This window comes from Acinetobacter sp. Brlt_5 (assembly GCF_051949055.1).
Lineage (GTDB): Bacteria > Pseudomonadota > Gammaproteobacteria > Pseudomonadales > Moraxellaceae > Acinetobacter > Acinetobacter indicus.
The window spans coordinates 72,520-96,555 of sequence record NZ_JAYJLP010000007.1 but is presented as its reverse complement, the minus strand read 5'-3'; the positions used below and the strand labels follow the sequence as shown (position 1 = coordinate 96,555).

Annotated in this window: 22 protein-coding genes; 12 read left to right on the top strand and 10 right to left on the bottom strand. The window is 46.8% G+C overall.

All coding sequences use genetic code 11. The annotated features are described in order from the left end of the window. Positions 1-50: 50 nt before the first annotated feature. The 4 genes from VF685_RS06595 to VF685_RS06580 form a co-directional block, all read right to left on the bottom strand. On the bottom strand, positions 51-488 hold the full coding sequence (locus tag VF685_RS06595) for a 2-amino-4-hydroxy-6-hydroxymethyldihydropteridine diphosphokinase (protein ID WP_127801234.1): 438 nt from the start codon (positions 486-488) through the stop codon (positions 51-53). Next, a complete protein-coding gene (gene folB, locus VF685_RS06590; protein WP_163170214.1) occupies positions 445-825 on the bottom strand; it encodes a dihydroneopterin aldolase in 381 nt (126 codons plus the stop codon). Before folB ends, VF685_RS06595 begins: the two co-directional genes overlap by 44 nt. 117 nt (positions 826-942) lie before the next feature. Further along, entirely contained in the window at positions 943-2,241 is a 1,299-nt protein-coding gene (locus VF685_RS06585) for an ABC1 kinase family protein (protein ID WP_005178687.1), read from the bottom strand. A 59-nt stretch (positions 2,242-2,300) separates the two neighbouring features. Beyond that, positions 2,301-3,074, bottom strand: a complete 774-nt coding sequence (locus VF685_RS06580) for a HesA/MoeB/ThiF family protein (RefSeq protein WP_163170215.1) — start codon at positions 3,072-3,074, stop codon at positions 2,301-2,303. Positions 3,075-3,367: 293 nt separating this feature from the next. Here VF685_RS06580 and VF685_RS06575 point away from each other — a divergent pair, with 293 nt between their 5' ends. After that, positions 3,368-3,868, top strand: coding sequence for a pyridoxamine 5'-phosphate oxidase family protein (locus VF685_RS06575; RefSeq protein ID WP_005178694.1), 501 nt, complete (start codon positions 3,368-3,370; stop codon positions 3,866-3,868). A gap of 181 nt (positions 3,869-4,049) precedes the next feature. On the opposite strand, the gene VF685_RS06570 is transcribed toward VF685_RS06575, so the two are convergent. The 3 genes from VF685_RS06570 to VF685_RS06560 all read right to left on the bottom strand — a co-directional run bounded on the left by VF685_RS06570 (position 4,050) and on the right by VF685_RS06560 (position 8,074). Further along, complete coding sequence (locus tag VF685_RS06570; protein WP_163170217.1) at positions 4,050-5,690, bottom strand: AMP-binding protein; 1,641 nt, start codon at positions 5,688-5,690, stop codon at positions 4,050-4,052. A 298-nt stretch (positions 5,691-5,988) separates the two neighbouring features. Next, positions 5,989-7,125 (bottom strand): acyl-CoA dehydrogenase family protein, encoded by a 1,137-nt coding sequence (locus VF685_RS06565; protein ID WP_163170218.1) that lies wholly within the window; start codon positions 7,123-7,125, stop codon positions 5,989-5,991. 178 nt (positions 7,126-7,303) lie between these two features. Then, positions 7,304-8,074, bottom strand: a complete 771-nt coding sequence (locus VF685_RS06560) for a 3-hydroxyacyl-CoA dehydrogenase (protein ID WP_005178702.1) — start codon at positions 8,072-8,074, stop codon at positions 7,304-7,306. Positions 8,075-8,233: 159 nt separating this feature from the next. Here VF685_RS06560 and VF685_RS06555 point away from each other — a divergent pair, with 159 nt between their 5' ends. From VF685_RS06555 to VF685_RS06545, 3 genes are all read left to right on the top strand, one after another. Continuing rightward, the gene (locus VF685_RS06555) at positions 8,234-9,253 is read left to right on the top strand and encodes an AraC family transcriptional regulator (RefSeq protein ID WP_286384998.1); all 1,020 of its coding nucleotides are present in this window, start codon (positions 8,234-8,236) and stop codon (positions 9,251-9,253) included. A gap of 223 nt (positions 9,254-9,476) precedes the next feature. Further along, a complete protein-coding gene (locus tag VF685_RS06550) occupies positions 9,477-9,827 on the top strand; it encodes a hypothetical protein (protein ID WP_163141782.1) in 351 nt (116 codons plus the stop codon). Between the two features lie 149 nt (positions 9,828-9,976). Then, positions 9,977-10,888, top strand: coding sequence for a bestrophin family protein (locus tag VF685_RS06545; protein WP_005178708.1), 912 nt, complete (start codon positions 9,977-9,979; stop codon positions 10,886-10,888). On the opposite strand, the gene prmC is transcribed toward VF685_RS06545, so the two are convergent. Both prmC and prfA read right to left on the bottom strand, forming a co-directional pair. Next, positions 10,885-11,712, bottom strand: a complete 828-nt coding sequence (gene prmC / locus VF685_RS06540; RefSeq protein WP_163170220.1) for a peptide chain release factor N(5)-glutamine methyltransferase — start codon at positions 11,710-11,712, stop codon at positions 10,885-10,887. The two genes, VF685_RS06545 and prmC, sit on opposite strands and share 4 nt — an antisense overlap. Further along, entirely contained in the window at positions 11,712-12,800 is a 1,089-nt protein-coding gene (gene prfA / locus VF685_RS06535; protein WP_163170221.1) for a peptide chain release factor 1, read from the bottom strand. The genes prmC and prfA overlap by 1 nt, the downstream gene beginning before the upstream one ends. A gap of 358 nt (positions 12,801-13,158) precedes the next feature. On the opposite strand from prfA, the gene VF685_RS06530 reads away from it, so the two are divergent. From VF685_RS06530 to VF685_RS06515, 4 genes are all read left to right on the top strand, one after another. Then, positions 13,159-13,581 (top strand): glycine zipper domain-containing protein, encoded by a 423-nt coding sequence (locus tag VF685_RS06530; RefSeq protein WP_005178713.1) that lies wholly within the window; start codon positions 13,159-13,161, stop codon positions 13,579-13,581. Between the two features lie 222 nt (positions 13,582-13,803). Then, positions 13,804-14,307 carry a hypothetical protein gene (locus VF685_RS06525; RefSeq protein WP_440203593.1) on the top strand — a complete coding sequence of 168 codons (504 nt, stop codon included), beginning with the start codon at positions 13,804-13,806 and terminating at the stop codon, positions 14,305-14,307. Positions 14,308-14,457: 150 nt separating this feature from the next. Continuing rightward, positions 14,458-15,453 carry an LLM class flavin-dependent oxidoreductase gene (locus VF685_RS06520; protein ID WP_286385002.1) on the top strand — a complete coding sequence of 332 codons (996 nt, stop codon included), beginning with the start codon at positions 14,458-14,460 and terminating at the stop codon, positions 15,451-15,453. A gap of 219 nt (positions 15,454-15,672) precedes the next feature. Next, positions 15,673-16,242 (top strand): hypothetical protein, encoded by a 570-nt coding sequence (locus VF685_RS06515; protein ID WP_005178717.1) that lies wholly within the window; start codon positions 15,673-15,675, stop codon positions 16,240-16,242. Between the two features lie 199 nt (positions 16,243-16,441). On the opposite strand, the gene ppsR is transcribed toward VF685_RS06515, so the two are convergent. Then, complete coding sequence (gene ppsR, locus VF685_RS06510) at positions 16,442-17,278, bottom strand: posphoenolpyruvate synthetase regulatory kinase/phosphorylase PpsR (protein ID WP_127801219.1); 837 nt, start codon at positions 17,276-17,278, stop codon at positions 16,442-16,444. A 155-nt stretch (positions 17,279-17,433) separates the two neighbouring features. Here ppsR and ppsA point away from each other — a divergent pair, with 155 nt between their 5' ends. The 4 genes from ppsA to cyoB all read left to right on the top strand — a co-directional run bounded on the left by ppsA (position 17,434) and on the right by cyoB (position 24,033). Next, a complete protein-coding gene (gene ppsA, locus VF685_RS06505) occupies positions 17,434-19,812 on the top strand; it encodes a phosphoenolpyruvate synthase (protein WP_005178721.1) in 2,379 nt (792 codons plus the stop codon). A 66-nt stretch (positions 19,813-19,878) separates the two neighbouring features. Continuing rightward, positions 19,879-20,673, top strand: coding sequence for an RDD family protein (locus tag VF685_RS06500; RefSeq protein ID WP_075166879.1), 795 nt, complete (start codon positions 19,879-19,881; stop codon positions 20,671-20,673). A gap of 297 nt (positions 20,674-20,970) precedes the next feature. Continuing rightward, positions 20,971-22,047, top strand: coding sequence for a ubiquinol oxidase subunit II (gene cyoA, locus VF685_RS06495; RefSeq protein WP_005178724.1), 1,077 nt, complete (start codon positions 20,971-20,973; stop codon positions 22,045-22,047). 3 nt (positions 22,048-22,050) lie between these two features. Beyond that, positions 22,051-24,033, top strand: coding sequence for a cytochrome o ubiquinol oxidase subunit I (cyoB, locus tag VF685_RS06490; protein WP_127798741.1), 1,983 nt, complete (start codon positions 22,051-22,053; stop codon positions 24,031-24,033). Positions 24,034-24,036: the final 3 nt, after the last annotated feature.

Genomic DNA, 24,036 nt, shown 5'->3' with positions numbered 1-24,036 from the left:
ATTTAAAAAGCCCGGTATAAAACCGGGCTTGCTGATAAATCATGTCATCTTCACGCTGAACATTGAATTACAGGAAATGGATGGGGCTGATGAGCAAATGCCGCATTGTGCCACAGCTCGAACATCGGGATTTTCACATCCAGCGCCAGTGGTAATTTCTTTGGATTAAATTGCATTTGCTCCAGGCTTGTCCCCCAAGCAATTAAATCCACATCTAAACTGATTTGATGTGAAGGTCGTACCCGCCCGGAATCTGCTTCTAACTGTTTTAGCAAGGCCAGAATCTGCTCGACACTGTGTTCACTCTTGAGCAGACAGGCGGCATTCCAGTAATCCGCACCAATCCCATCCCGGCACGGAATCAGATAAATCGAGGAACACTGCAAACGCCCCAAACGCGACAGCGCAGCAAATGCCTGTTGAAAATGCTGTTCAGAATGATAATTACTCGCCAGTGCTAGGGCGAAAATCGTTTCGGTGGCGTTCAAGACGAATTCCTACAGATTGGGCTTTCGGGATAATGGCAGGCTTGCGGATGCTAATCATAATCGATTCAACTGTAGGATAGTGAGCAAAAAGTGCATCCAGCACCAGCTTTGCTGCATGTTCAATCAATTTTGGCTGAGCGGCCTGAATCACTTGCGCAGAAATTTCGCAAATTTCGGCATAGTTCAGGGTATCTTCCAGTTCATCAGAACAGGCAGCCTGCTCCAGACTGCACTGAATGGTTAAGTCCAGCAGCAAAGGCTGGATAATCTGACGCTCCCAGTTAAAACAGCCCACCACTGTTTCGACCTTTAAGCCTTCAATAATAATTGCGTCCATCGGATTACTCGGGCGTGTATAACGTGAATCATCACCTGCTTGCTACATCAGCATCACGTGTGTCACTTTGCGATGTAGCAGCAGCTTGTTATATAAAAGCTGGGCGATGTCTATAAATTAATGTTTGAGCAGCAGATTTGGGTCCATACTTTGTACCATCTGCAAGCGCTGGTCGGCATAAATGTCGGTATACGGCGCCAGGATACGCATGAAACGGTCAAAGTACAGCATTTGCTTGAACAGCAGCGCGAAATCACGCGGGAAACGGATGCCATGACGCTCACCAACCGCCACCATATCCATCATGATGTCATTTAAATCGGCCGGATTTGAACTGAGGATTTCCTGGGGATCGGCCAGCAGTACACCACTAAACAGACGTTCCAAATCTTGCGCCAGCACTTGGGTGTTAATCTGGGTATCGGTCATGCCCATTTTCAGCATGTTTTCCGCCATCAGCGTGTAGTCGGTATTCTGCAAGGCATCCATAAAGGCGATACAGGCGGTCCAGACTTCAGGCTTCAGCTGCCCGACAATCCCAAAATCAATAAAACCGACGCGGCCATCTTCCAGCAGCATCAGGTTGCCAGCATGCAGGTCGGCATGGAAACTGTTACACATCATCAGGCTGCCAAACCAGGTATTCATGGCGGTAATTAACACCTGCGACGGGTCTTTGGCATACTGTTTTACCACTTCAAAATCGGTTAAAGGCACCCCGAAAAGACGCTGCATGGTCAACACCCGGCGAGTGGAATACTGATGATAAACCTTCGGCGCTGTTGCAGCCTGATTCTGGGTCAGGTTCAGATAATTGACGAAATCATCCAGGTTTTTGGCTTCTTCAATAAAGTCGACTTCGCGCACCATACGGACTTTAATTTCTTCGACAATATCGGCCAGAGAGGCGAATTTCACTTTCGGTACGGCTTTTTCCAGCAGCTTGGTGGCCCAGTGCAGCACATTCAGGTCAGTATATAAAATGGTTTCCACACCCGGTTTCTGGACTTTAATCACCACATCTTCGCCCGAGACCAGCTTGGCAGCATGCACCTGGGCAATGGAAGCCGAAGCCAGCGGGGTTTCATCAATCGAGGCAAAAATTTCGCCTAAATCACGCCCGGCGAATTCTGAAGCCAGCACCTGCTGTACATAGCTAAACGGCAATGATGGAGTTTGATCTAAACAGCCCTGAAACTCTTCCACATACTCACGTGGAAACAAAGATGGCGTGCTGGCAATAAACTGTCCCAGCTTGATATAGGTTGAACCGAGCGATTCAAAGGTTTCACGCATCAGTTTGGCATTGCTGGGTTTTTCAGTCGCATATTTCAGGCCGGCTTTGGCCGCCACGACCGCCGTTTCGCCCATACGCGCCATGGAACGAAGGCCATCTAACCAGATATTGTTTTTCATAATGTCTTCGATGAAATTAAATTTGAGTCAGTGTAGCAAAAAATTGATGTCAGATAGATTTATCTTGCCTGACAGCATGGGCAATTTCGGTCTTTTTCAAACGCCAGCAGGCGCTGTTTTAAACTCAGCCCATCCCAGAGCAGCAGCTTCTGTTTTAACGCAGCAATTCCCAGACCTAAATAGATCAAGGTATGATGCGCCTGTAAACTGGCCATCACATTCGGAGTCGTGGCCAGCACACCGGAATCGGCGCAGCGCAGGCTTTCATTGGCCTGATCTTCTTTTGGAAACAGACATTCATAACAAGCCGAATCGCCTTCCACCATAAACAGCTGGCCCTGAAAACCAATAGCCGAGGCGCTAATCAGCGCCACCTGATGCTGCACACAAACACGATTGACCAGATACCGGGTACTGAAATTATCACAGCCATCTAAAACCAGATCCTGCTGGGCAATCAGTCCGATAGCATTGCTGTCATCCAGTTTGGCTGTGATGGCATGTACCTGAATATGCGGATTAATCTTTTGCAGACGCTTGGCCAGAATGTCGGCCTTATAGAAGCCTAAATCTTCTGCGCTATAGGCAATTTGACGTTGCAAATTACTGATTTCAATCGTATCGGCATCAATGAGGGTGATTTTTCCGACCCCGGCGCGCGCCAACAGTTCAGCACTGCTACAGCCGATACCGCCACAGCCGACAATCAGCACATTGGCCAGTTTTAATTTTTCCTGCGCTTCGATATCCCAGCCATCCAGCAAAATCTGGCGACTATATAAATGCATTTCTGCATCGCTCAGTTCCTGCCAGTTATCCTCAAGTGTCACCATTTATCTTCCTGTTTTTTGCTGGCTATAGTGTAATTCGATTGATTTTTTTTAACAGCCTTACCCGCTGTTTTTTCGATTTCACTGCTTTTCATTTTATGTATAACCTCTTGGTCTGGATGATATGTAAACAACTGTCTTGCCTGATGCGCTTTTGTTGAGCACAGATATTGTTTTACCCTGAATCTGTATGAGTTAGGTGAGACCGCTACGCGAAGCACAAAAATCGTTTTACTCTGCTTGTGAATGAGTTCTTTTGCGTAAAAGCGCATTTACTGACATCAGGAGCAGAGCACATGAACGATCAACATAACCGCGACAAATTATGGGAACTGATTAAAGATGTACGCTTCACCATGATCAGTCACCACACCGAAACCCAAGAAATTCATGCACAGCCAATGACCATGCTCAATTCTGAAAAGCTGCATGAACGTCAGAATTTGTATTTTATTTTGCGTGACAGCAATGATCTGGTTACAGCAGTGACCAGCGGCCGTAACCAGATTGGTCTGGCGTTCTCCAAACCCTCAGACGGGATTTATGTGTCGATGAGTGCACATGCGCAAATCAGTACAGATCGTGCCCTGATTGATCAGCTCTGGAATCCATGGGCGGAAAACTGGTTTAACGGCAAGGATGATCCTTCGGTGCGTGTTCTGGTGGCAGAAGCGATTAGTGCCGAATACTGGAATGTCACCGACAATAAAGTCACCCAGTTATTTAAAGTACTGAAAGGCAATCTGACCGGTAAAACTGGTGAACCCAATTCTGAACACCAGAAAATGGATTTATAACAGCCACATATACGCCTTGAAATAGCCATAAAAAAAGTCACGCTTTGACCTGTATTTTGCAGATTCTTGCGTGACTTTTTATAGATAAAAATAAAACTGATAAAAATCAATATCAAGAAACCAAATGTAATGACATACAAATTACATAAATTAAATAATTTTAATTGTCTTCTATCTCCTCTTAACTGACTTTTTCCAACAGTATCTGTTTATCAATTTCCTGCTGCTTAAGGATATTGCGTTGAATCTTGCCGCTGGAGGTTTTGGGTAAAGCCTCGACAAATTCAATTTCTTTCGGATAAGCATGTTTGGATAAACGTGAACGCACATAATGCTGTAGTTTTTGTTCCAGTGCCGGACTTGCAGCAAATTGTGCTTTTAGCACCACAAAGGCTTTAACGATTTCAGTACGCGCCGGGTCCGGTTTACCCACCACGGCTGATTCCAGCACTTCCTCGCATTCCAGCAAGGTGCTTTCGACATCAAACGGTCCGACCCGATAGCCCGAAGTTGTAATGACATCGTCTGCACGCCCAATAAAATCAATTCCGCCCAGCTCATTTAAACGCACCGTATCACCGGTTAAATAGTACTGGCCCACAAAGGATTTACGGTTATGTCCGGCATAGCCTTTAAACCACATTAATGGAGATTGTGATTCATCCAGCGCCAGCGTGCCAATTTCACCCGCGGCAACTTCCTGATGCTGTGCATTTAATACCGCAAAACGATGTCCCGGAATGGCATAACCGGCCGAGCCCACTTTTTTGTGATGTTCCAGCGCATGATGATTGGCAATCACCATGCCCAGTTCAGTTTGTCCGTACTGATCGTAAACATTGACCTCGAGATCCTGTTTAAACCAGTGAATAACTTCTGGGGTTAGTGGCTCACCGGCACTGCTGACCACGCGCAAGGTTTTAGGTACACCGGCAAATTTTTCTTTAAAGCCAAAGAACATACGAAAGGCTGTTGGCGAACCGGCCAAATTGCTGACCTGATATTTTTGAATGACTTCCAGTGCATGATCGACACTAAATGGTCGTTCATCCATGATAATACTATGCCCCAGACTGAGCGGCCCGGTAATGCCATAATACAACCCATAGGCCCAGCCCGGATCGGCCAGATTCCAGAACGAATCTTCAGCACGTAAATCGACCGCATACTGCATATAACCTTTAAAGGCCAGCAAGGCTTTTAAAGGCACCGGCACCGATTTTGCCAGACCCGTGGTACCGGAAGTAAACATCATCAGGAAGTCATCTTCAAAGCTGCACAGTACCGGCTCAAAACTGGCAGAATGCTGATTCAGCTGCTGCCAGAAATCGGCATCACCTGTTCCAGCCGCTTCAGCACCGACGGTTAATATACCAATCTGCTGCAATGAACTGAGTTTGGCGCGTTGCTCGGTATGGGTCACAATAAACTGGGTATTGGCAGCCTCCAGCCGGTGTTCAATCGCTTTCGATTCAAAGGCTGTAAATAGCGGCTGATAGACCGCGCCCATCCGCCAGGTGGCCAATACGGTAATCAGCAATTCCGGAGTTCTTGGCAGCAGACCGGCAATACAGTCGCCTGCTTTTAAACCCATGGCCTGAAAATAATTGGCCAGCTTGCCTGAAGCCTCAGCCAGCTGATCAAAGCTCCAACGAGCTGATTCACCCTGCTTACCTTCCCAGATCAAAGCGGTGTGCTGCTGTCCAGAATATCGGCCACAGCATTCGGTATAGGCATTCAGTGCCTGTGCCGTTCCCTGTAACTGGGTAGCAATCAGTTGTTCCAAATTAAAATCTTGATAGGCGTCTTGCAACGTTTTCATGGGGGCAACCTCTTATCCTTCGGGGCGATTGATCTGCAAAAACATCCGTATTGCAGAACGTGTTCCTTGTTGTTTTCATGCCATCGGGCTGATGGTCTGCAGTCCATCCGACTGCAGGGTTATTTCTTATACGGCTATTTTTAGATTGTACCCATGCAAAGCGGTCTTCACATGGGAGATGGGTTAGATGATGAATAACATCTTATGCTTCAGTTCAGCATAAGGAGGGCACCACTGCAATTTCCATTGGCCTCAATCGTGATGCCGTGTTTGGACATATTGCTGTATCAACGCCGGTTTAAGACTGGGTCACAGCCCGGGCAATCACCAAACGCTGAATATCCGAAGCGCCTTCATAAATCTGGCTAACCCGAACATCGCGGTAAATCCGTTCTACCGGGAAGTCGGACACATAACCATAACCGCCATGAATCTGGATGGCATCGGAGCAGACGCGCTCTGCCATGGTTGAAGCAAACAGTTTGGCCATCGAAGCCTCTTTTAAACACGGTAAACCGGCATCTTTTAAGCTGGCTGCATGCAAAATCAACTGACGCGCCGCTTCAATTTGCGTGGCCATATCGGCCAGACGAAAAGCCACTGCCTGATGTTGCACGATCTCAACCCCAAAGGCTTTACGTTCATTGGCATATTCCACGGCGGCATCTAAAGCAGCACGCGCCATCCCCACCGATTGGGCAGCAATCCCGATCCGGCCTGACTCCAGATTGGACAAAGCAATTTTATAGCCTTCGCCTTCCTGACCGAGCAGATGATCAGCTGGAATACGGCATTGATCCAGCACAATAGTCGCCGTATCGGAACAATGCTGCCCCATTTTGTCTTCTAAACGCGATACGATATATCCGGGGTTCTCGGTCGGGACCAAAAAGCAGGAAATGCCTTTTTTGCCAGCAGATTTATCGGTCACAGCAAAGACCAAAGCCAGCTGGGCGTGTTTACCGGTGGTAATAAACTGCTTAGTGCCATTTAATATCCAGCTGTCACCATCACGTTCAGCCTTGCATTCGATGGCACTAGCATCGGAACCGACTTGCGGTTCGGTCAGGCAAAAACAGCCTAACCATTCACCGGTCGTCAGTTTGGTCAGATAATGCTGTTTTTGCGCTTCAGTGCCATAACGCTGAATGATGCCGCACGGTAAAGAGTTTTGCACACTCACAATCGTCGAAATCGCACCATCTCCTGCGGCAATTTCCTCTAAAGCAAGCACCAGCGAAATATAGTCCAGACCGGCACCACCCCACTGTTCCGATACAGTCATACCCAGTGCACCTAAAGCGCCCAGCTCTTTCAGTTCCTGTGCCGGAAACTGTGCGGTTTTATCGCGTTCGGCTGCGGTCGGTTTCAATTTCTCCTGCGCATAGCTACGCATCATGTCCTGAACCATTTTTTGTTGTTCATTTAAAATCATTGCTTTCTCGTTCTCATTACGTTGGATTCGGCTGAAGTACGCTGGCTGATCTAAAAACTTGGGGGATGGTCTAGCTGCAGCATCAGCACGACAACCAGACCAGATGGGTTTATCTTATTTTTATTTACTTAGGCTATTTATTTAACCCAGCAAAGGGCTGCTTTTTTAAGCATTGTACTTATTTAGGCTGCATCCGGATCGCACCATCCAGACGAATCACCTCACCATTCAAATAGCCATTTTCAAAAATCTGTCCTACCAACTGGGCAAATTCATGTGGCTTAGCCAGACGCGGTGGATATGGCACCATCTGCCCCAAAGCATCCTGCACATGCTGTGGAAAGGCTTTCAGCATTGGTGTTTCCATAATCCCCGGTGCAATGGTCATCACACGGATTGATTCACGGGCCAGTTCACGGGCTAGCGGCAAGGTCATCGCCACAATCGCGCCTTTGGACGCAGAATAGGCCGCCTGACCAATCTGGCCTTCATACGCCGCCACTGAAGCGGTATTGACAATCACACCGCGCTCTTCTTCACCGGCTTGAAGTTGATATTTAGCCATCAGCTGCGCAGCAAAACGAATCATGTTAAAGCTGCCACTGACATTAATGTCCAGCACTTTCTGGAACATGCTTAAGCTATGTAAGCCTTCTTTGCCCAGCACTTTGGCTGAAGGTGCGATGCCGGCACAGTTGACCAGGCCATTTAACTGGCCATAGTGCTGCTCAATCTCGGCAAAGAATTGCTCTACCGCGGCTTCATCGGTCACATCCAGCGCCTTAAACTGGGCTTTTTCACCCAATTGCTGTGCCATTTGTGTGCCCAGCTCCTGGTTCATATCGACCAGAATGACATTGGCCCCCTGCTCCACCAGATACTGTGCAGTAGCAGCACCCAAACCAGATGCACCACCGGTAACCACACATACTTTTCCTTGAATCTTCATTTTATTTTCCCAAATAGTTTTGCTATCAATGACACATACTCGACTTAAGATGCAGAGTAATCAGACTCCAGCTTGAGTACAATTTCCAAATACAGCATCCTGCATGATGCCTTTGAACAATAGCATTTTTAACATAATTTTAAATTGAATAGACACGCGATGACACCATCCCATCTGCATTATAGTAAAGGCACCATTTCCATTGCACTGGTGCATGAAGCACTGCAAGCCGCCCAGCAGCAAGGCGTGGAAATTCACGCCATTCTGACCCGAGCCGGTATTCCGCTGGAGCTGATGCATTCGGCCAAAGCCCGGGTGTCGGTGCTGCAATATGGGCAGCTGTGGATTGCCCTAGCCGATGCCATGAATGATGAGTTTTTTGGCATGGACAGTCATCCGCTACGCCGTGGCAGTTATCGTTTATTGTCCAAATGGGTCTACTCTGCCGACACGGTTGAAACCGCCCTGAAAGAGATTCTAAAGTTTTTCAACCTGATTCTGGATGATCTGTGCGGGGAATTACAGCTTAACGAAGATACTGCTGTGCTGACCATTCATGATCGGGCGCAGCCCAAAGCCATGTTCAGTTATGCAACATATTTGATGCTGATACATAGCCTGATCTGCTGGCTCAGTGGACAGCGCATTGCCATTCAAAAAATCGAGCTGAAATGCTCCGCTCCAAACGATGATGCAGATTATCGGGTGCGATTTTGTGAAAGCATTCGCTATGAACAACCCGCCAACCGGATCTATTTTGATGCGCAGGCTTTGGGTCTAAAAATCAAGCAGGATGAGCGCAGCTGGAAACGCTTTTTACAGCAAACCCCGTATAACCTGCTGGTGCGTTTTAAAAATCCACATGCCTTAAGCACGATGATTCGTAAACAACTGATGCAGCGTCCGCCAAGTGAATGGCTGGAACTGCATGAACTGACCCGACAACTGAATATGTCAGGCGCCACTTTTCAGCGCCGCTTAAAACAGGAAGGCACCAGCTATCAGCAACTGAAAAATGAAATCCGCCGCGATACCGCGATTGAACTGCTCTCAAAAACCGAGCTATCGCTACAAGATATTAGTGAACGGCTGAATTTTCATGATCCAAGCGCCTTTCACCGTGCTTTTAAAAAGTGGACTGGCTTAAATCCCGGGGCCTATCGGCAGAATCAAAGCTAGCCGTTATTTATGCTGATATTTTTAACTCAGAACTTTTAAATATAAGTTGCAATATGAAGCACTTGGCATTTCAAGTGCAGTATTTGAACCGGTCATTCATCGTAACAGCATTGCCAATCACACCAAAATAGATTAATTTTCACTCAATTTATCGCATAGATTCTATGCAATTTTGGCTGTAATCCCTCCTCCTCCTTGTTGTACTCCATCTTTAGAGGTTCCCATGCTTAAGATGATTGATGTGCTTGCACAAAATCTGGTTCAAAATTTTAATCACGCACTTTCTACTCCCTCAGAGCAACTTGATGAATTGCTGAATCAAGGCATTCTCAACACCTCTGAAGATCAGTTACGTAATGCGATGGCGGCATTTTTTGATCGTGAAGATGCGCTAGAAGCGGCACAAGCCCTAGATATTCCTCAGGAAGATCTGCACGCCTTACAAGCGGGCCTGGCACTTAAAGATGAAAACCTGAGTGAAACAGCAAAAATTGTAGCGCTATGTCTGGCTTTAGAAACCAATAGCCTGGCTCAAGTGGAAGTATCTGACTGCCTGCAAGATTATCCAATGTAAATCTTGAGCAGTTACCCAACGCCTTATTCAAGTGACGCTACGGCGTCACTTTTTTTGACTGGATTATACTGAATCATCCCAACGTATACGGCTTGCATTGCCTTGTCCGGCTATGGAACACTACGGCTGAGCATCCGCGCAGAAGCACTATGATTATTCGGGATAAAAGCAACAGTTTCGCATTACTTTTTGCATGGTCAGGCACCATCTTGCCCAAGGTCATGCCGGCCTTAATGATGGTGGTGTTCATTTCCACCGTGCTGGTCTATCTGTCCTCGCATCATTATGTACAGGCGCCGGCCGTGCCCGCGATTGGCTTTACCATTTTCGGGGTTATCCTGTCGATTTTCCTCAGTTTCAGAAATACTGCCAGTTATGAACGCTGGTGGGAAGGCCGCAAATTATGGGGGCAGCTGATTGCCACCTCACGCCATCTTGCCCGTGATTCCTATGTGTTGCCGCCCGCCGAACGTCAGGTGCTGATGTATCGGGTAATGCTGTTTAGCAATTTACTGAAAAACCGGCTGCGCACCCAGAATGAGCCGATTGATTTTTATCATAACAAGGTCAATTTAAGCCCGGCCGATTATCAGGCGCTGTTTGGGCATATTAATGCCGCCCAGTTTATTCTGGAACAGATTCAGAAAGATCTGGTCAAGGCCCTGCACAGCGGCGAACTGTCAGATATTGTCTATCATGGCCTGAACAAGCACATTATCAGCTTAGGGGATATTCAGGCCGGTTGTGACCGGATTCTGACCACACCTTTGCCGTTTTCGTATTCGGTACTGCTACACCGTACCGTGTACTGTTTCTGCTTTATTCTGCCTTTTAGTTTAGAGGCGAATTTAGGCATCTGGACCCCCATTCTGGTGGGATTAATTGCCTATCTGTTTTTGGGTTTGGATGCCTTAAGCGAACAACTGGAAGAACCGTTTGGCCTGCAAGACAATGACCTGCCACTGAGTGCCATGGTCCGGCTAATCGAACGGGAAATGCTGAGTGCCTTGGGTGAAGAATTACCTCCGGCCATTCAGGCGATTAAAGGCAACCTGACTTAATCGCCGAGTTGGCCGATAGTCACCCGATCATTACCGCCATAATCCAGAATGGTGCGTACCGCAACAAAACCGGCATCGTTAAAGATATTTTGCACAGCTACTGCCTGATCATAACCATGCTCTACAGCAATCCAGCCTTGCGGTTTTAACCAGTGCTTGCCTTGCTGAATAATAATCTCAAGATCAGATAAGCCCTGCTTGGCCGCCACTAAGGCCCGTTCAGGTTCGGTGGCCAAATCTTTCATATGTACATCATCAGCCGCAATATACGGTGGATTCGACACAATCAGATCAAACCTCGGCTCGGCAGAAACGCCTAAAGCAGCAAACCAGGCGCCCAGCTTAAACTCTACCCGCTCCAAGTTATGCGTCTGCGCATTTTTTTTGGCAACCGCCAGAGTCGGCGGATAAATATCGGTTGCAGTCACCTGCCAATCCGGACGTTCCGATGCCAAGGCCAAGGCAATCGCACCGGTGCCGGTACCCAAGTCGATAATCGCCGCTTGTGCCGGTAAATCCAGTTGCAAACAGCTTTCTACCAGTACTTCGGTATCTGGTCTTGGCACCAGGGTATCTGGTGTGACTTTTAAATCCAGTGTCCAGAATGGCTGTGAACCGGTGACATAGGCCAAGGGTTCACCTGCTTCAATCCGGGCAATACCCGCAAGATATTGCTGTTCCTGTTCTGGGCTTAGCTCACGATCGGCCTGATATTTCAGCGCCAAGGCAGATAAACCTAGAATATGCTCCAGTAGCCAGAGATTTTCCTGACGTTCGTAGCTGTCTGCTACGCCACGAATGGCCAGTGCATCGGCAATTTTCATTAGCCACCATTTTGCTGGGCAAGTAACGCCAGCTGATCGGCCTGATATTCACGGTGCAGGCTGTCCAGCAATTCGGTTAAATCACCTTCCATCACTGCATCTAACTTATATAAAGTTAAGTTAATACGATGATCGGTCATCCGCCCTTGCGGATAGTTATAGGTGCGAATACGCTCGGAACGGTCGCCGGAACCGACCAGGTCACGACGCATTTCCGAAGTGGCGGCATCTGCTGCGGCACGTTTGGCATTTTCCAGACGCGAGGCCAATAAGGCCATGGCTTTGGCTTTGTTCTTGTGCTGCGAACGCTCTTCCTGACATTCCACCACCGTGCCGGTTGGAATATGGGTAATACGCACCGCAGAGTCAGTTTTGTTGACGTGCTGACCACCGGCACCCGAAGCGCGGTAGGTATCAATACGTAAATCTGCCGGGTTAATATCCACCGTGGTATCGACATCAATTTCAGGCAAAATAGCCACGGTACAGGCGGACGTATGTACACGGCCTTGCGATTCAGTTGTCGGAACACGCTGGACACGATGTGCGCCACTTTCAAATTTCAGGCGGCCATAGACCCCGTCACCATTAACCAGACAAATCACTTCTTTATAGCCGCCGTGTTCGCCTTCGTTTTCTGACAGCACTTCAATACGCCAGCCTTGAGATTCGGCATATTTGCTGTACATGCGGAATAAATCGCCGGAGAAAATTGCTGCTTCATCACCACCGGTGCCGGCACGAATTTCCAGATAGGCCGAGTTGGCATCATTCGGATCTTTAGGAATCATCAGGATGTTTAAATCCGCTTCCAGCTGTTCAATCAGTGCCTTGTTTTCCTTGATCTCTTCCTGCGCCATCTCTTTAAAGTCAGGATCGGACAGCATTGCTTCAGCCGTTTCAATATCGGCTTCGGCCTGGGTATATTTGCCCCAGACTTCGGTAATTTCGCTCAGGTCATTGTGTTCGCGCGACAGCTGGCGAAAGCGTTTGTTATCGGAAATGACTTCAGCATCGGCCAAGAGTGCTGTTAATTCTTCGTGACGGTCAGAAAGTTGATCTAATCGTAAACGTAACGATTCTTTCATTGTGCAAATTATCTCAATATACAGGCTGTCGCCCTAATTCAATAAGGCCAGCGAAATCAAAAAATTGCCATAGTTTAACGATTCTGGCCAGCAAATAACATCTTTATTCGTAGCAGAAACTGCGTGGTTGATGGTCAAATCCGGCAAATACGCTACAGCGTGCAAGAGATGCATCCTGCCTCTTTCAATTTAAAGTCTGGGCTGCCGATAAAATCGACAGTTTTAATACAACTTATACAAAGCCGAAACCAAAGCACTGAATTATGAAGGTGCCTCTCCATATTTGCAGGGAATCCTTTTGTTACATTTACTGCCATCAAATGACATTAAAAAGTCCGCTCTTGGACATGGAGTGAATATGAAACTCAATGCTGTTTTATTAAGTGCAACGCTTGCTGCCACTTCTTTCATGACGGTGAATGCACATGCTGACAATGCGACCCGTGTAGCTGCAGCCAGTGCCTTAGGTAGTGTCGCAGGTACAGCCTTAGGTAAAAACATGGGCGGTACCACGGGTGCAACCATTGGTGCGGCTTTAGGTGGTGCAGGTGGCGCAGCTGTAGCCAGTAACAAACGCCATCGTACTGAATCTGCCATTGGCGGTGCCTTAGGTGGCGGTGCGGGTTATACCGTGGGTCAGAACATGGGCGGTACGAATGGTGGTTATATTGGTGCAGCGCTCGGTGCAGCCGGTGGTGCAGCGCTGGGTAACAAGATTTCCAAAGATAAAGAATACGACCGTTACCAGGAACGTAAATGGAAGAAAAAACGTCGTCGTTAATTCTCCCCTTGTAAAAAAGCATCTTCAGGATGCTTTTTTTACGCCTGGGATTTCATTTTTTCAGTAGATGGATGAGGAGGCAATTATGAAGAGATTCGACAGAAAAATTACACAGTGTTGACCAAAATTAGCATTTTGACACCTGTGCCCTCCACGATCTTTTCTCAAAGTTTTTCTACATTAAAGTCAAGACAAATTGAATGTGCTCTTTGGAGTGTAACCATGAAGATCAACAAAATTTTATTGAGTACAGTACTGGCCAGCTCAGCACTTATGATGGGTACAGCATACGCCGACAACAACACCCGTGTCGCAGTAGGTTCCGCTTTAGGTGGTGTGGTCGGTGCAGCCATTGGCCAGCAAATGGGCGGCTCAACCGGTGCGTTAATTGGTTCTGCCTTGGGTGGTGCCGGTGGTGCAGCAGTCTCTGCCGATAAACGTGACCGCAATGGTGCAGCTATTGGTGCCGCTTTAGGCAGTGCCGGTGGTTATAGCGTCGGTAAAAACATGGCTGGCAGCAATGGCGGCTATATTGGCGCAGCCTTAGGTGGTGGTGCCGGTGCAGTATTAGGTACCAAAGTCAGCGAAGATCGCCGTTATGATGACCGTTATGATCGTCGCTACGACAGCCGTGGCTACCGTTACAACGACTATCGTTATAATGACCGTTACCGCAGTAATAATGGCCTGCATCTGGGTCATTATAAAAACGGAAAACGCCGTTAATTTCAAAGTTCAGAATCTAAACCTATCACAAGCACCTTCGGGTGCTTGTGTTGTTTTACACGATGAAACCTTATATCGAAAAAAAGCGATATACAAACATCGGGACACAACGTATGCTGTGAGCCATAGATATGTGAATAGAGAACGCCAATGCGCAGTTTAAAAGACACACAATTTTCCATTCTGGAACTGGCACCGGTTCGTGACGATAAAACCATTCAATTTTCCCTGCATCATGCGCTAGAGCTGGCGCAACGGGCAGAAAAACTGGGCTATGCCCGCTTCTGGCTGGCTGAACATCATAATATGGACGGAATTGCCAGCTCGGCCACAGCGGTGCTGCTCGGCTATATTCTGGCCAACACCCAGACTTTAAAAGTGGGTTCTGGCGGGATTATGTTGCCCAACCACGCCCCTTTAGTGGTGGCAGAACAGTTCGGTACACTGGCTACACTCTATCCGGACCGGATTGAGCTGGGTCTTGGTCGTGCGCCCGGCACCGATCAGACCACCATGCGTGCCTTGCGCCGTAGCCGTCAGGAAACTGAAGACCAGTTCCCGCAAGATGTGCTGGAAATTCTGCACTATTTCAAAGAACCTGAACCGCAGCAACGCATTGTAGCGACGCCGGGACAAGGCACCCATGTTCCGGTCTGGTTACTCGGTTCCAGCCTGTTTAGTGCCCAGCTGGCAGCCCGATTGGGTCTGCCCTACTCGTTTGCCTCACACTTTGCGCCGCGGATGCTCGGTCAGGCCATTCAGCTGTATCGGGATAACTTCCAGCCGTCTGAATATCTAGATCGGCCTTATGTATCGATGGGCGTGCCAACGGTCGTGGCGGCCACCGATGAAGAAGCGCAGTTTTTGGCTACCAGTGCCTATCAGCGGGTCTTAGGTTTAATGCGTGGTCAGAGCCTGAAATTAAAAGCGCCAGTCGCCAGCATGGACGGTTTATGGTCACCGGCTGAAAAAATGTCAGTCGATAACTTCTATGCCATGGGGCAAATTGGCTCACCGGCGACTGTTAAAGCTGGCTTAGAACAGTTATTGAGCCGTTATGAGGTCGATGAGTTTATCTTTACCTGTGATGTCTATGACACTGAAAAACGTCTGCAAAACTTTGACTACCTGATGCAGCTCAAATAAGTTTCATCGAGCTGTGATGGCGCCTGTAAACCATATGGATTTGCAGGCTTTTTTATTGTGATGGTGAATCTATTCTCGCCCCATCCTGCACCGATATTTTAGTCACCGTGACCGAAATGACTGGCCAGATAGTTAAAGCGCTTTACCTTCCAGCAAGAGCTGACTAAAAATAGAGTAAAACATCTAAATTGATAAAACCAAGAATGAAAGGATGCCCTCATGGTCGTTAAACAGCAGGATACCGGCAAAAGCGTATTTGAAAATTGTGCAGCAGACTTTCATGCCTTTCAGGGGCTTTGCATCAGTGCCAAAGACAGTAAACAGCATGACTTCAGTCAACGCAGCGTGGCGATTATTGGTGCCAATCAGGACAGTGTCTCGCAGCTGGACAAAATTGCCCAGGTCGCCAGTCAGGTCAAAGTCTTTCAGATTGAACCGCACTTTGTATTACCAAGTACCGAACGCGGTATCCATCGTTTAATCAGCCATCCGCTGGTATTTAAAAACCGCCGGCTGTTTAATAACCGGGTCAAGAATATTCTGGCCTTGCGCTTTTTAGATGCGCAAGTGGTAGATACCTGGCTAAAACGTCAGCTGACCCCGAATATTGCCGATACCCAGCACGCCTATTTTAAATCGGACAGTTATTATGCTGCGCTGCAACGCGACAACTGTCAGTTAATTACCTGGCCCATTGCCCGAATTGCAGAACACAGTATTTATACCATTGATGGCAGTGAATATAAGGTCGATGTAATTATTACCACCCACCGTAATCCAGAAAAGTAAATACAGGTACAAGTAAATTAAAAGAGCGGTAAATTAAAAGAGCGGTAAATTAAGAGAAAAGTGTTATTAATTTTCAAGTCGATTAGAGCAGTGGATGAAATAGGATTTTAGACCGTTTTTTTAGTTTTTGAATTTGATTTCAGTCTAATATCCACTGGAATACTGCAGCCTGCAGTATTCCAGTGTTAACCACAATTACTTAACCAATACGACGTTTCAGACCGGTCATTTGCAGGACACGGGTCGAAATTTCTTCAATCGACATTTCAGACACATTCAGGTATTTAATCCCTTCAGAAATATAAATGCCTTCAATGGCGCGTAATTCCATCTGGCACTGGTTAAAGCTGGCATAACGGCTATTGGCCTTACGTTCGGTACGAATTGCCACCAGACGCTCGGCATCAATCATCAAACCAAATAATTTATGTTTATGTGGGCGCAACACGGCTGGCAAACGGTTATCATCCAGATCTTCTTCGGTCAGTGGATAGTTGGCCACACGTATACCAAACTGTAATGACAAATAAATCGAGGTTGGGGTTTTACCGGAACGGGATACGCCAATGAGAATCAGATCAGCTTTGTCATAGTGACGGGTACGCGCACCATCATCATTGTCCAAAGCAAAATGCACCGCATCAATACGTGCTTTATACGATTCTGAATCAGTTACAGCATGGGTCTGCCCCACCAGCGTGGTTGGCTGTGTGCCCAGCACATCGGCCAGTTTGCTGATCAGCCCCTCAAATACGTCCAGATTGACGGCATTGGCGGTGTTGATAATATCGCGCACATACGGATCGACCAAAGTATCAAATACCAGTGGCGGCTGACCATCTAATTCGGCACGTCGGTTAATTTCTGACACCACATCGGTGGCTGCTTCTTCCGAGCTAATATAGGGAATAATATGAATGTCAAAATCGACATTCGGAAACTGCGCTAAAAGGGAGTGTCCCAAGGTTTCGGCTGTAATTGCGGTTCCATCGGAAATAAAGAACACACTCCGCTTAATTTGTTTACCTTCGGACATTAAAATTCTCCTTAAACATTTGTCTTAGTGCTATATAATCTTTATAGTAAACTGATCTTACATGACTGTCGCTTAGTTAAATTAAAAAGCTAAGCATATTCAATATAATTTCATGACAAGATAGTGATTAATACTGCAAAAGTGGAGTAACAACTTTGGAAGCGCGCGTAATTGGTCTAGAAAAATTAGGGAAACACGACGTTGAGCTCGTAGGTGGGAAAAACTCATCTCTGGGCGAAATGATCAGCCATTTGTCTAATGCTGGCGTCTCTGTACCAGGTGGCTTTGCGACAACGGCTCAAGCTTATCGTGAATTTCTCGAGCAAAGTGGCCTAAACGCTAAAATTCAAGCCGAGCTTAAAACGTTAAATGTAGATGACGTCAATGCTCTTGCTGAGACAGGCGCAAAAATCCGTCAATGGATTGTCGACACTCCGCTTACGGCAGAACTTGAAAAAGAAATCCGCGATGCTTTCGCAGAACTTTCTAACGGCAACCCTGACATCGCGGTTGCCGTTCGTTCATCTGCTACCGCAGAAGATTTGCCAGATGCTTCTTTCGCGGGTCAACAGGAAACTTTCCTGAACATCCGTGGCATCGACAACGTCCTGATTGCCATTAAAGAAGTATTTGCCTCTTTGTACAACGACCGCGCAATTTCTTACCGCGTACACCAAAACTTTGACCATGATGTTGTTGCCCTGTCTGCTGGCGTACAACGCATGGTGCGCTCAGAAACAGGTGCCGCAGGTGTAATGTTCACCCTGGATACAGAATCTGGTTTCCGTGATGCAGTCTTTATTACGGCTTCTTACGGTCTGGGTGAAATGGTGGTACAAGGTGCGGTCAACCCGGACGAATTCTATATCTCTAAGCCACTGTTAAGAGCAGGTAAACACGCAGTTCTACGTCGTAACCTCGGTTCTAAACACCAGAAAATGATTTATGGTGAAGAAGGTGCGGCTGGTAAATCTGTGGTTGTGGTTGATGTTGAAAAAGCCGACCGTCAACAGTTCGCCTTAAACGATCACGAACTGCAAGAACTGGCAAAACAGGCGTTAATCATTGAAGAGCACTACGGTGCACCAATGGACATCGAATGGGCCAAAGATGGTGATGACGGTTTAATTTACATTGTTCAGGCGCGTCCGGAAACAGTGAAAAGTCGTCAAAACGTGGGCACCATGGAGCGTTACCTGCTGAAACAACGCGGCACGGTATTGTGTGAAGGCCGTTCAATTGGTCAGCGTATCGGGTCTGGTAAAGTTCGCATCGTAACCTCGATTAAAGAAATGGACAAAGTCCAAGACGGTGATGTACTGGTTTCTGACATGACCGACCCGGATTGGGAACCAGTGATGAAACGTGCCGCTGCCATTGTCACGAACCGTGGTGGTCGTACCTGTCACGCTGCGATTATTGCGCGTGAATTAGGTGTTCCTGCAATTGTGGGTTGTGGTAATGCCACTGAAGTCTTGACTGACGGTCAGGAAGTGACAGTATCTTGTGCTGAAGGTGATACCGGTTTCATTTACGAAGGTGCTTTAGATTTTGAAGTACAACGTAACTCAATCGAGTCGATGCCTGCGCTGCCATTCAAGATCATGATGAACGTGGGTAACCCGGACCGTGCGTTTGACTTCGCGCAAATTCCAAACGAAGGCATTGGTTTGGCACGTCTTGAGTTCATCATTAACCGTATGATCGGTGTGCATCCAAAAGCATTACTGAATATTGACAGCTTGCCACGTGAAACACGTGCAGCCGTAATGGCACGTACTGCGGGTTATACTTCTCCAGTTGAATTCTATGTTGAAAAACTGGTGGAAGGTATTTCAACGCTGGCAGCCGCGTTTGCAGACAAGCCAGTCATCGTGCGTATGTCTGACTTCAAATCAAACGAATATGCCAACCTGATTGGCGGTAAGTTATACGAGCCGGAAGAAGAAAACCCAATGCTGGGCTTCCGTGGTGCAAGCCGTTATGTATCAGACAACTTCCGTGACTGCTTCGAGCTTGAATGTCGCGCACTGAAAAAAGTCCGTGATGAAATGGGCTTAACCAACGTACAAATCATGATTCCATTTGTACGTACTGTGGCTGAAGCGAAACGTGTGATGGAACTGCTGGCACAAAATGGCCTGAAACGTGGTGAAAATGGTCTGAAAGTGATCATGATGTGTGAATTACCAACCAACGCCCTGTTGGCTGAGCAATTCCTTGAACACTTCGACGGTTTCTCAATCGGTTCAAACGACTTGACCCAGTTAACCCTTGGTTTAGACCGTGACTCAGGTATTGTTTCTCACCTGTTTGATGAACGTGATGCAGCGGTAAAAGCCCTGCTGTCGATGGCGATTCATGCTTGCCGTAAAGCCGGTAAATATGTCGGCATCTGTGGTCAAGGTCCATCTGACCACCCTGACCTGGCAAAATGGCTGATGGAACAAGGGATTGAATCTGTGTCGCTGAACCCAGACTCAGTATTAGACACCTGGTTCTTCCTTGCCGAAGAAAAAGCTCAACAAGCTTAATAAAACATGTTAAAAAAGACCCATTCATTGGGTCTTTTTTATTTATAGATTTGAGATTTAAACTTTATGCAGATTTACTTGGCACGAAATAATCAACAAGCCGGTCCATATACCCTGGAGCAAGTAAACCAGATGCTTGCCAGCCAGCAAGTGTTACTGACAGATCTTGCATGGCACCAAGGGATGACAGAATGGAAAGCTTTAGGTGAGCTCACCCAAGGTAAACTTGTATATCAACCTGAAGGCTACGAGCCTGCGCCGGCCGCACCGGAAGCATCACCGTTTCAGCAGCCGCAGAATACTGCCAGCTATAACAATTCAAGCCTGAACCAGCCGCAAGCAAAAGCCACTCAAACTGAACTGGCCTCTATCGGTACGCGTGCACTGGCGAAAATTATTGACCTGTTGCTGTGGTTACCGGCTGCCGCCATTCCATCTTTCTTTTTAACGCAGGACCAGTTTGGTCAACTGTCTGAACTGCAACAGAAAATGCAGTCAGCCACCAGCTCTGATCAGGCGGTGCAATTACAGTCGGAACTGTTTCGCCTGATTCCTGCCGATGCCTGGCAAATGATGGCCATTTACCTGTTGATTATGCTCGGGATTCAGGCGTTTCTGCTGGCCAAAAGTGGCCAGAGTATTGGTAAACGTTTAACCAAAATCAAGATTGTCGACGCTGAAGACCACAGCAAAGTAGGCCTGACCCGCGTGTTTGCGCTGCGTACCCTGGTTTTCATTATTTTGAATCTATTATTCATGCCGTTTATTACAATTGCCGATTATATCTTCGCTTTGGGTGAAAAACGTCAGACCTTGCATGACAAACTGGCCAAAACCAAAGTCGTAAAGCAAGAAAAATAAAAGATCAAAAAAGGGATGAAATTTCATCCCTTTTTTATTCATTACATTGATATACAAATAAAAATATTTCGTAAAAAAGTTAATTCCGAGTGATAAAATCGGTTTTTATTACAGTCATTTAAAGCCGCTTTTTGAGTAGCTTAGTTTGTCGATATCAGGCATAATGCCCTACAACGTAGCGGTGTATCATGATTGACAAGGATTTTTGCGTCAAAAAAATACTTATCAATCATGCGACACTATAATCGCTATCCCATAATTAAATTAGGGAATGGGACTCTTCACCGAGGTTGTAAAATGAGACAAACGATTTTAGCTGTATTGTCTTTATCTACGATGGCTGCACTCTTAACCGGGTGTGGTGGTGATATGGTACTTCTAAACTCGCAAGGTCCAGTTGCTGAAGGTCAATCGAACCTGATGATGACTGCGATCTACTTGATGCTATTAGTGGTGATTCCTTCAATCATCATGGCATTATGGTTTGGTTGGAAATATCGCGCATCAAATAAAGATGCAGACTATAAACCAACATGGGCACACTCTACTGCGATTGAAATCGTGGTTTGGGGTATCCCGGTTATTATTATTGGTATTTTAGCTTGGTTAACTTGGTGGGGTTCCCACAAGTATGACCCATACCGTCCAATCGAGTCAGATAAGGCTCCATTAACTGTTCAGGTTATTGCTGAACAATTCAAATGGATCTTCATCTACCCAGAACAGAACATTGCGACTGTTAACGAAATTCGCTTCCCAGAGCAAACGCCGGTAAGCCTTCGTTTAACATCTAACTTTACAATGAACTCGTTCTTTATCCCTGCATTGTCTGGTCAGATTTATGCAATGGCGGGTATGCAGACTCACCTGAACCTATTAGCGAACAGCACCGGTCAATACCGCGGCTTCTCGTCTAACTACTCAGGTTACGGTTTCTCTCAAATGCGCTTCCTTGCTCACTCTGTAACTGAAGCTGATTTTGATCAATGGGTAACTGCGGTTAAAGCCGGACAAGGCACAACGATCAATCCTGAAGCTGTTCAAAAAACAGTTCTAGATCAAGCTGAATTTGCATCTTTACGTGACGGTAACCGTTCACAGAAACAAATTGATGCAATGGTTCGTAACGCGAAAACAGAACTAGAGAAAAAACTTGCTGCAACTGCTGAAGCAGAAGGTCCTTATAAGACTCAGCCACATCCTGTGACTTATTACTCTTCTGTAGAGCAAGGCTTGTTTGAATCTGTGATCAATAAATACATGAGTAACTATCATGGTGCAGACCATTCAGCTCAAGCTGAAACTGCGCTTGAAGCGCCTGCTTCAGAAGCTCATGTAAACGTTGAACATGCGACTGCTTCTGTAGAGGAATAAGACATGTTTGGTAAGTTAGGACTAGATGCAATTCCGTACGATCCAATCGTACAGGCTACAGTTGTAATGATGATCCTGGGCGGTCTCGTTCTTGTTGCGGGTATTACCTACTTCAAGAAATGGGGTTACCTGTGGAATGAATGGTTCACATCTGTAGACCATAAAAAAATTGGTATCATGTATATCATCGTGTCTGTGGTCATGCTGCTGCGTGGTTTCGCCGATGCGATCATGATGCGTCTTCAGCAATTCCTTGCACGAGGTGGTGGCGAAGGTTATTTACACCCTGAGCACTACGACCAGATCTTCACCGCGCACGGTGTAATCATGATCTTCTTCGTGGCAATGGGTCTTGTAGTAGGCTTGATGAACATCTCTGTACCTTTACAGATTGGTGCTCGTGACGTTGCCTTCCCATTATTAAACTCTTTAAGCTTCTGGCTGTTCGCTGGTGCTGCGGGTCTGATGATGGTTTCACTTGCACTTGGTGAGTTCGCTGCAACAGGCTGGATGGCTTATCCTCCACTGTCAGGTATTGAATACTCTCCAGGCGTAGGTATGGACTACTACATCTGGGCATTACAGATCTCCGGTTTAGGTACGCTTCTAACGGGTGTTAACTTCTTCGTTACCATCATCAAGATGCGTGCGCCTGGCATGAAATTAATGGACATGCCAATCTTTACCTGGACATCTTTATGTACAGCGGTATTGATCATTGCTGCGTTCCCTGTGTTAACTGCAACAATTGCAATGTTAACGCTTGACCGTTACTTCGGTTTCCACTTCTTTACAAACGACATGGGTGGTAGCCCAATGTTGTATGTAAACCTGATCTGGACTTGGGGTCACCCTGAAGTTTATATCTTGGTATTACCAGCATTTGGTATTTACTCAGAAGTAACTGCAACTTTTGCTCGCAAAACGTTGTTCGGTTACAAATCAATGGTGTACGCAACTGTTGCAATTACTGTATTGTCTTTCGTTGTATGGGTTCACCACTTCTTTACCATGGGTGCAGGTGCCAACGTTAACGCGTTCTTCGGTATCATGACCATGATTATTGCGATTCCTACTGGTGTGAAAATCTTCTCTTGGTTATTCACCATGTACAAGGGTCGTATTACCTACACTACCCCAATGCTTTGGACACTTGGCTTCCTTGTGACTTTCGGTATCGGCGGTTTAACAGGTGTATTAATGGCAGTTCCACCAGCGGACTTCCTGGTACACAACTCTTTATTCCTAATTGCTCACTTCCATAACGTAATTATTGGTGGTGTAGTATTCGCGATGTTCGCAGGTATCATTTACTACTGGCCAAAAATGTTTGGTTGGAGACTGAATGAGACTTGGGGTAAAGCTGCATTCTGGTTCTGGTTCTTAGGTTTCTACTTTGCGTTCATGCCGCTGTATATCCTTGGTTTCATGGGTATGACGCGTCGTCTGAACACATATGACAACCCAGATTGGGACCCATATGTCATGATCGCGATGGTGGGTGCGGTAATGATTGCCATTGGTATTGCATGCTTCTTGATGCAAATCATTGTTGGCTTCTTGCAACGTAACCAGCGTCTTGATCACACTGGCGACCCTTGGGATGGCCGTACCCTTGAATGGGCGACTTCATCTCCTGCTCCGTTCTATAACTTTGCGCATCTTCCAAAGATCAATGGCATTGATACTTTCTGGACTGACAAAGAGAATGGCGTAGCTTACGCGAAACCAGCGAAGTACGAAGACATCCACATGCCAACCAACCGTGCTGCGGGCTTTGTGATTGCTATGTTTATCACAGTAATGGGCTTTGCACTTATCTGGCACATCTGGTGGTTAGTAGTTGTAACGTTTATCGCGTCTATCATTTCGTTCATCGTGAGCTCGTTCACGAAGAAAGTGGACTACTATGTTCCTGCAGCAGAAGTAGAACGCATTGAAAACGAACGTTATGCCTTACTTGAAAAACACTTGAAGAAGGACTAAGAC

Coding starts and splice junctions, on each gene's coding strand:
- VF685_RS06520 (WP_286385002.1), top strand. CDS start 14,458: ATGCGCAGTTTAAAAGACACACAATTTTCCATTCTGGAACTGGCACCG.
- cyoB (WP_127798741.1), top strand. CDS start 22,051: ATGTTTGGTAAGTTAGGACTAGATGCAATTCCGTACGATCCAATCGTA.
- prmC (WP_163170220.1), bottom strand. CDS start 11,712: ATGAAAATTGCCGATGCACTGGCCATTCGTGGCGTAGCAGACAGCTAC.
- cyoA (WP_005178724.1), top strand. CDS start 20,971: ATGAGACAAACGATTTTAGCTGTATTGTCTTTATCTACGATGGCTGCA.
- VF685_RS06550 (WP_163141782.1), top strand. CDS start 9,477: ATGCTTAAGATGATTGATGTGCTTGCACAAAATCTGGTTCAAAATTTT.
- VF685_RS06575 (WP_005178694.1), top strand. CDS start 3,368: ATGAACGATCAACATAACCGCGACAAATTATGGGAACTGATTAAAGAT.
- VF685_RS06525 (WP_440203593.1), top strand. CDS start 13,804: ATGAAGATCAACAAAATTTTATTGAGTACAGTACTGGCCAGCTCAGCA.
- VF685_RS06545 (WP_005178708.1), top strand. CDS start 9,977: ATGATTATTCGGGATAAAAGCAACAGTTTCGCATTACTTTTTGCATGG.
- VF685_RS06570 (WP_163170217.1), bottom strand. CDS start 5,690: ATGAAAACGTTGCAAGACGCCTATCAAGATTTTAATTTGGAACAACTG.
- VF685_RS06560 (WP_005178702.1), bottom strand. CDS start 8,074: ATGAAGATTCAAGGAAAAGTATGTGTGGTTACCGGTGGTGCATCTGGT.
- VF685_RS06530 (WP_005178713.1), top strand. CDS start 13,159: ATGAAACTCAATGCTGTTTTATTAAGTGCAACGCTTGCTGCCACTTCT.
- VF685_RS06580 (WP_163170215.1), bottom strand. CDS start 3,074: ATGGTGACACTTGAGGATAACTGGCAGGAACTGAGCGATGCAGAAATG.
- folB (WP_163170214.1), bottom strand. CDS start 825: ATGGACGCAATTATTATTGAAGGCTTAAAGGTCGAAACAGTGGTGGGC.
- VF685_RS06585 (WP_005178687.1), bottom strand. CDS start 2,241: ATGAAAAACAATATCTGGTTAGATGGCCTTCGTTCCATGGCGCGTATG.
- VF685_RS06565 (WP_163170218.1), bottom strand. CDS start 7,125: ATGATTTTAAATGAACAACAAAAAATGGTTCAGGACATGATGCGTAGC.
- VF685_RS06515 (WP_005178717.1), top strand. CDS start 15,673: ATGGTCGTTAAACAGCAGGATACCGGCAAAAGCGTATTTGAAAATTGT.
- VF685_RS06555 (WP_286384998.1), top strand. CDS start 8,234: ATGACACCATCCCATCTGCATTATAGTAAAGGCACCATTTCCATTGCA.
- prfA (WP_163170221.1), bottom strand. CDS start 12,800: ATGAAAGAATCGTTACGTTTACGATTAGATCAACTTTCTGACCGTCAC.
- ppsR (WP_127801219.1), bottom strand. CDS start 17,278: ATGTCCGAAGGTAAACAAATTAAGCGGAGTGTGTTCTTTATTTCCGAT.
- VF685_RS06500 (WP_075166879.1), top strand. CDS start 19,879: ATGCAGATTTACTTGGCACGAAATAATCAACAAGCCGGTCCATATACC.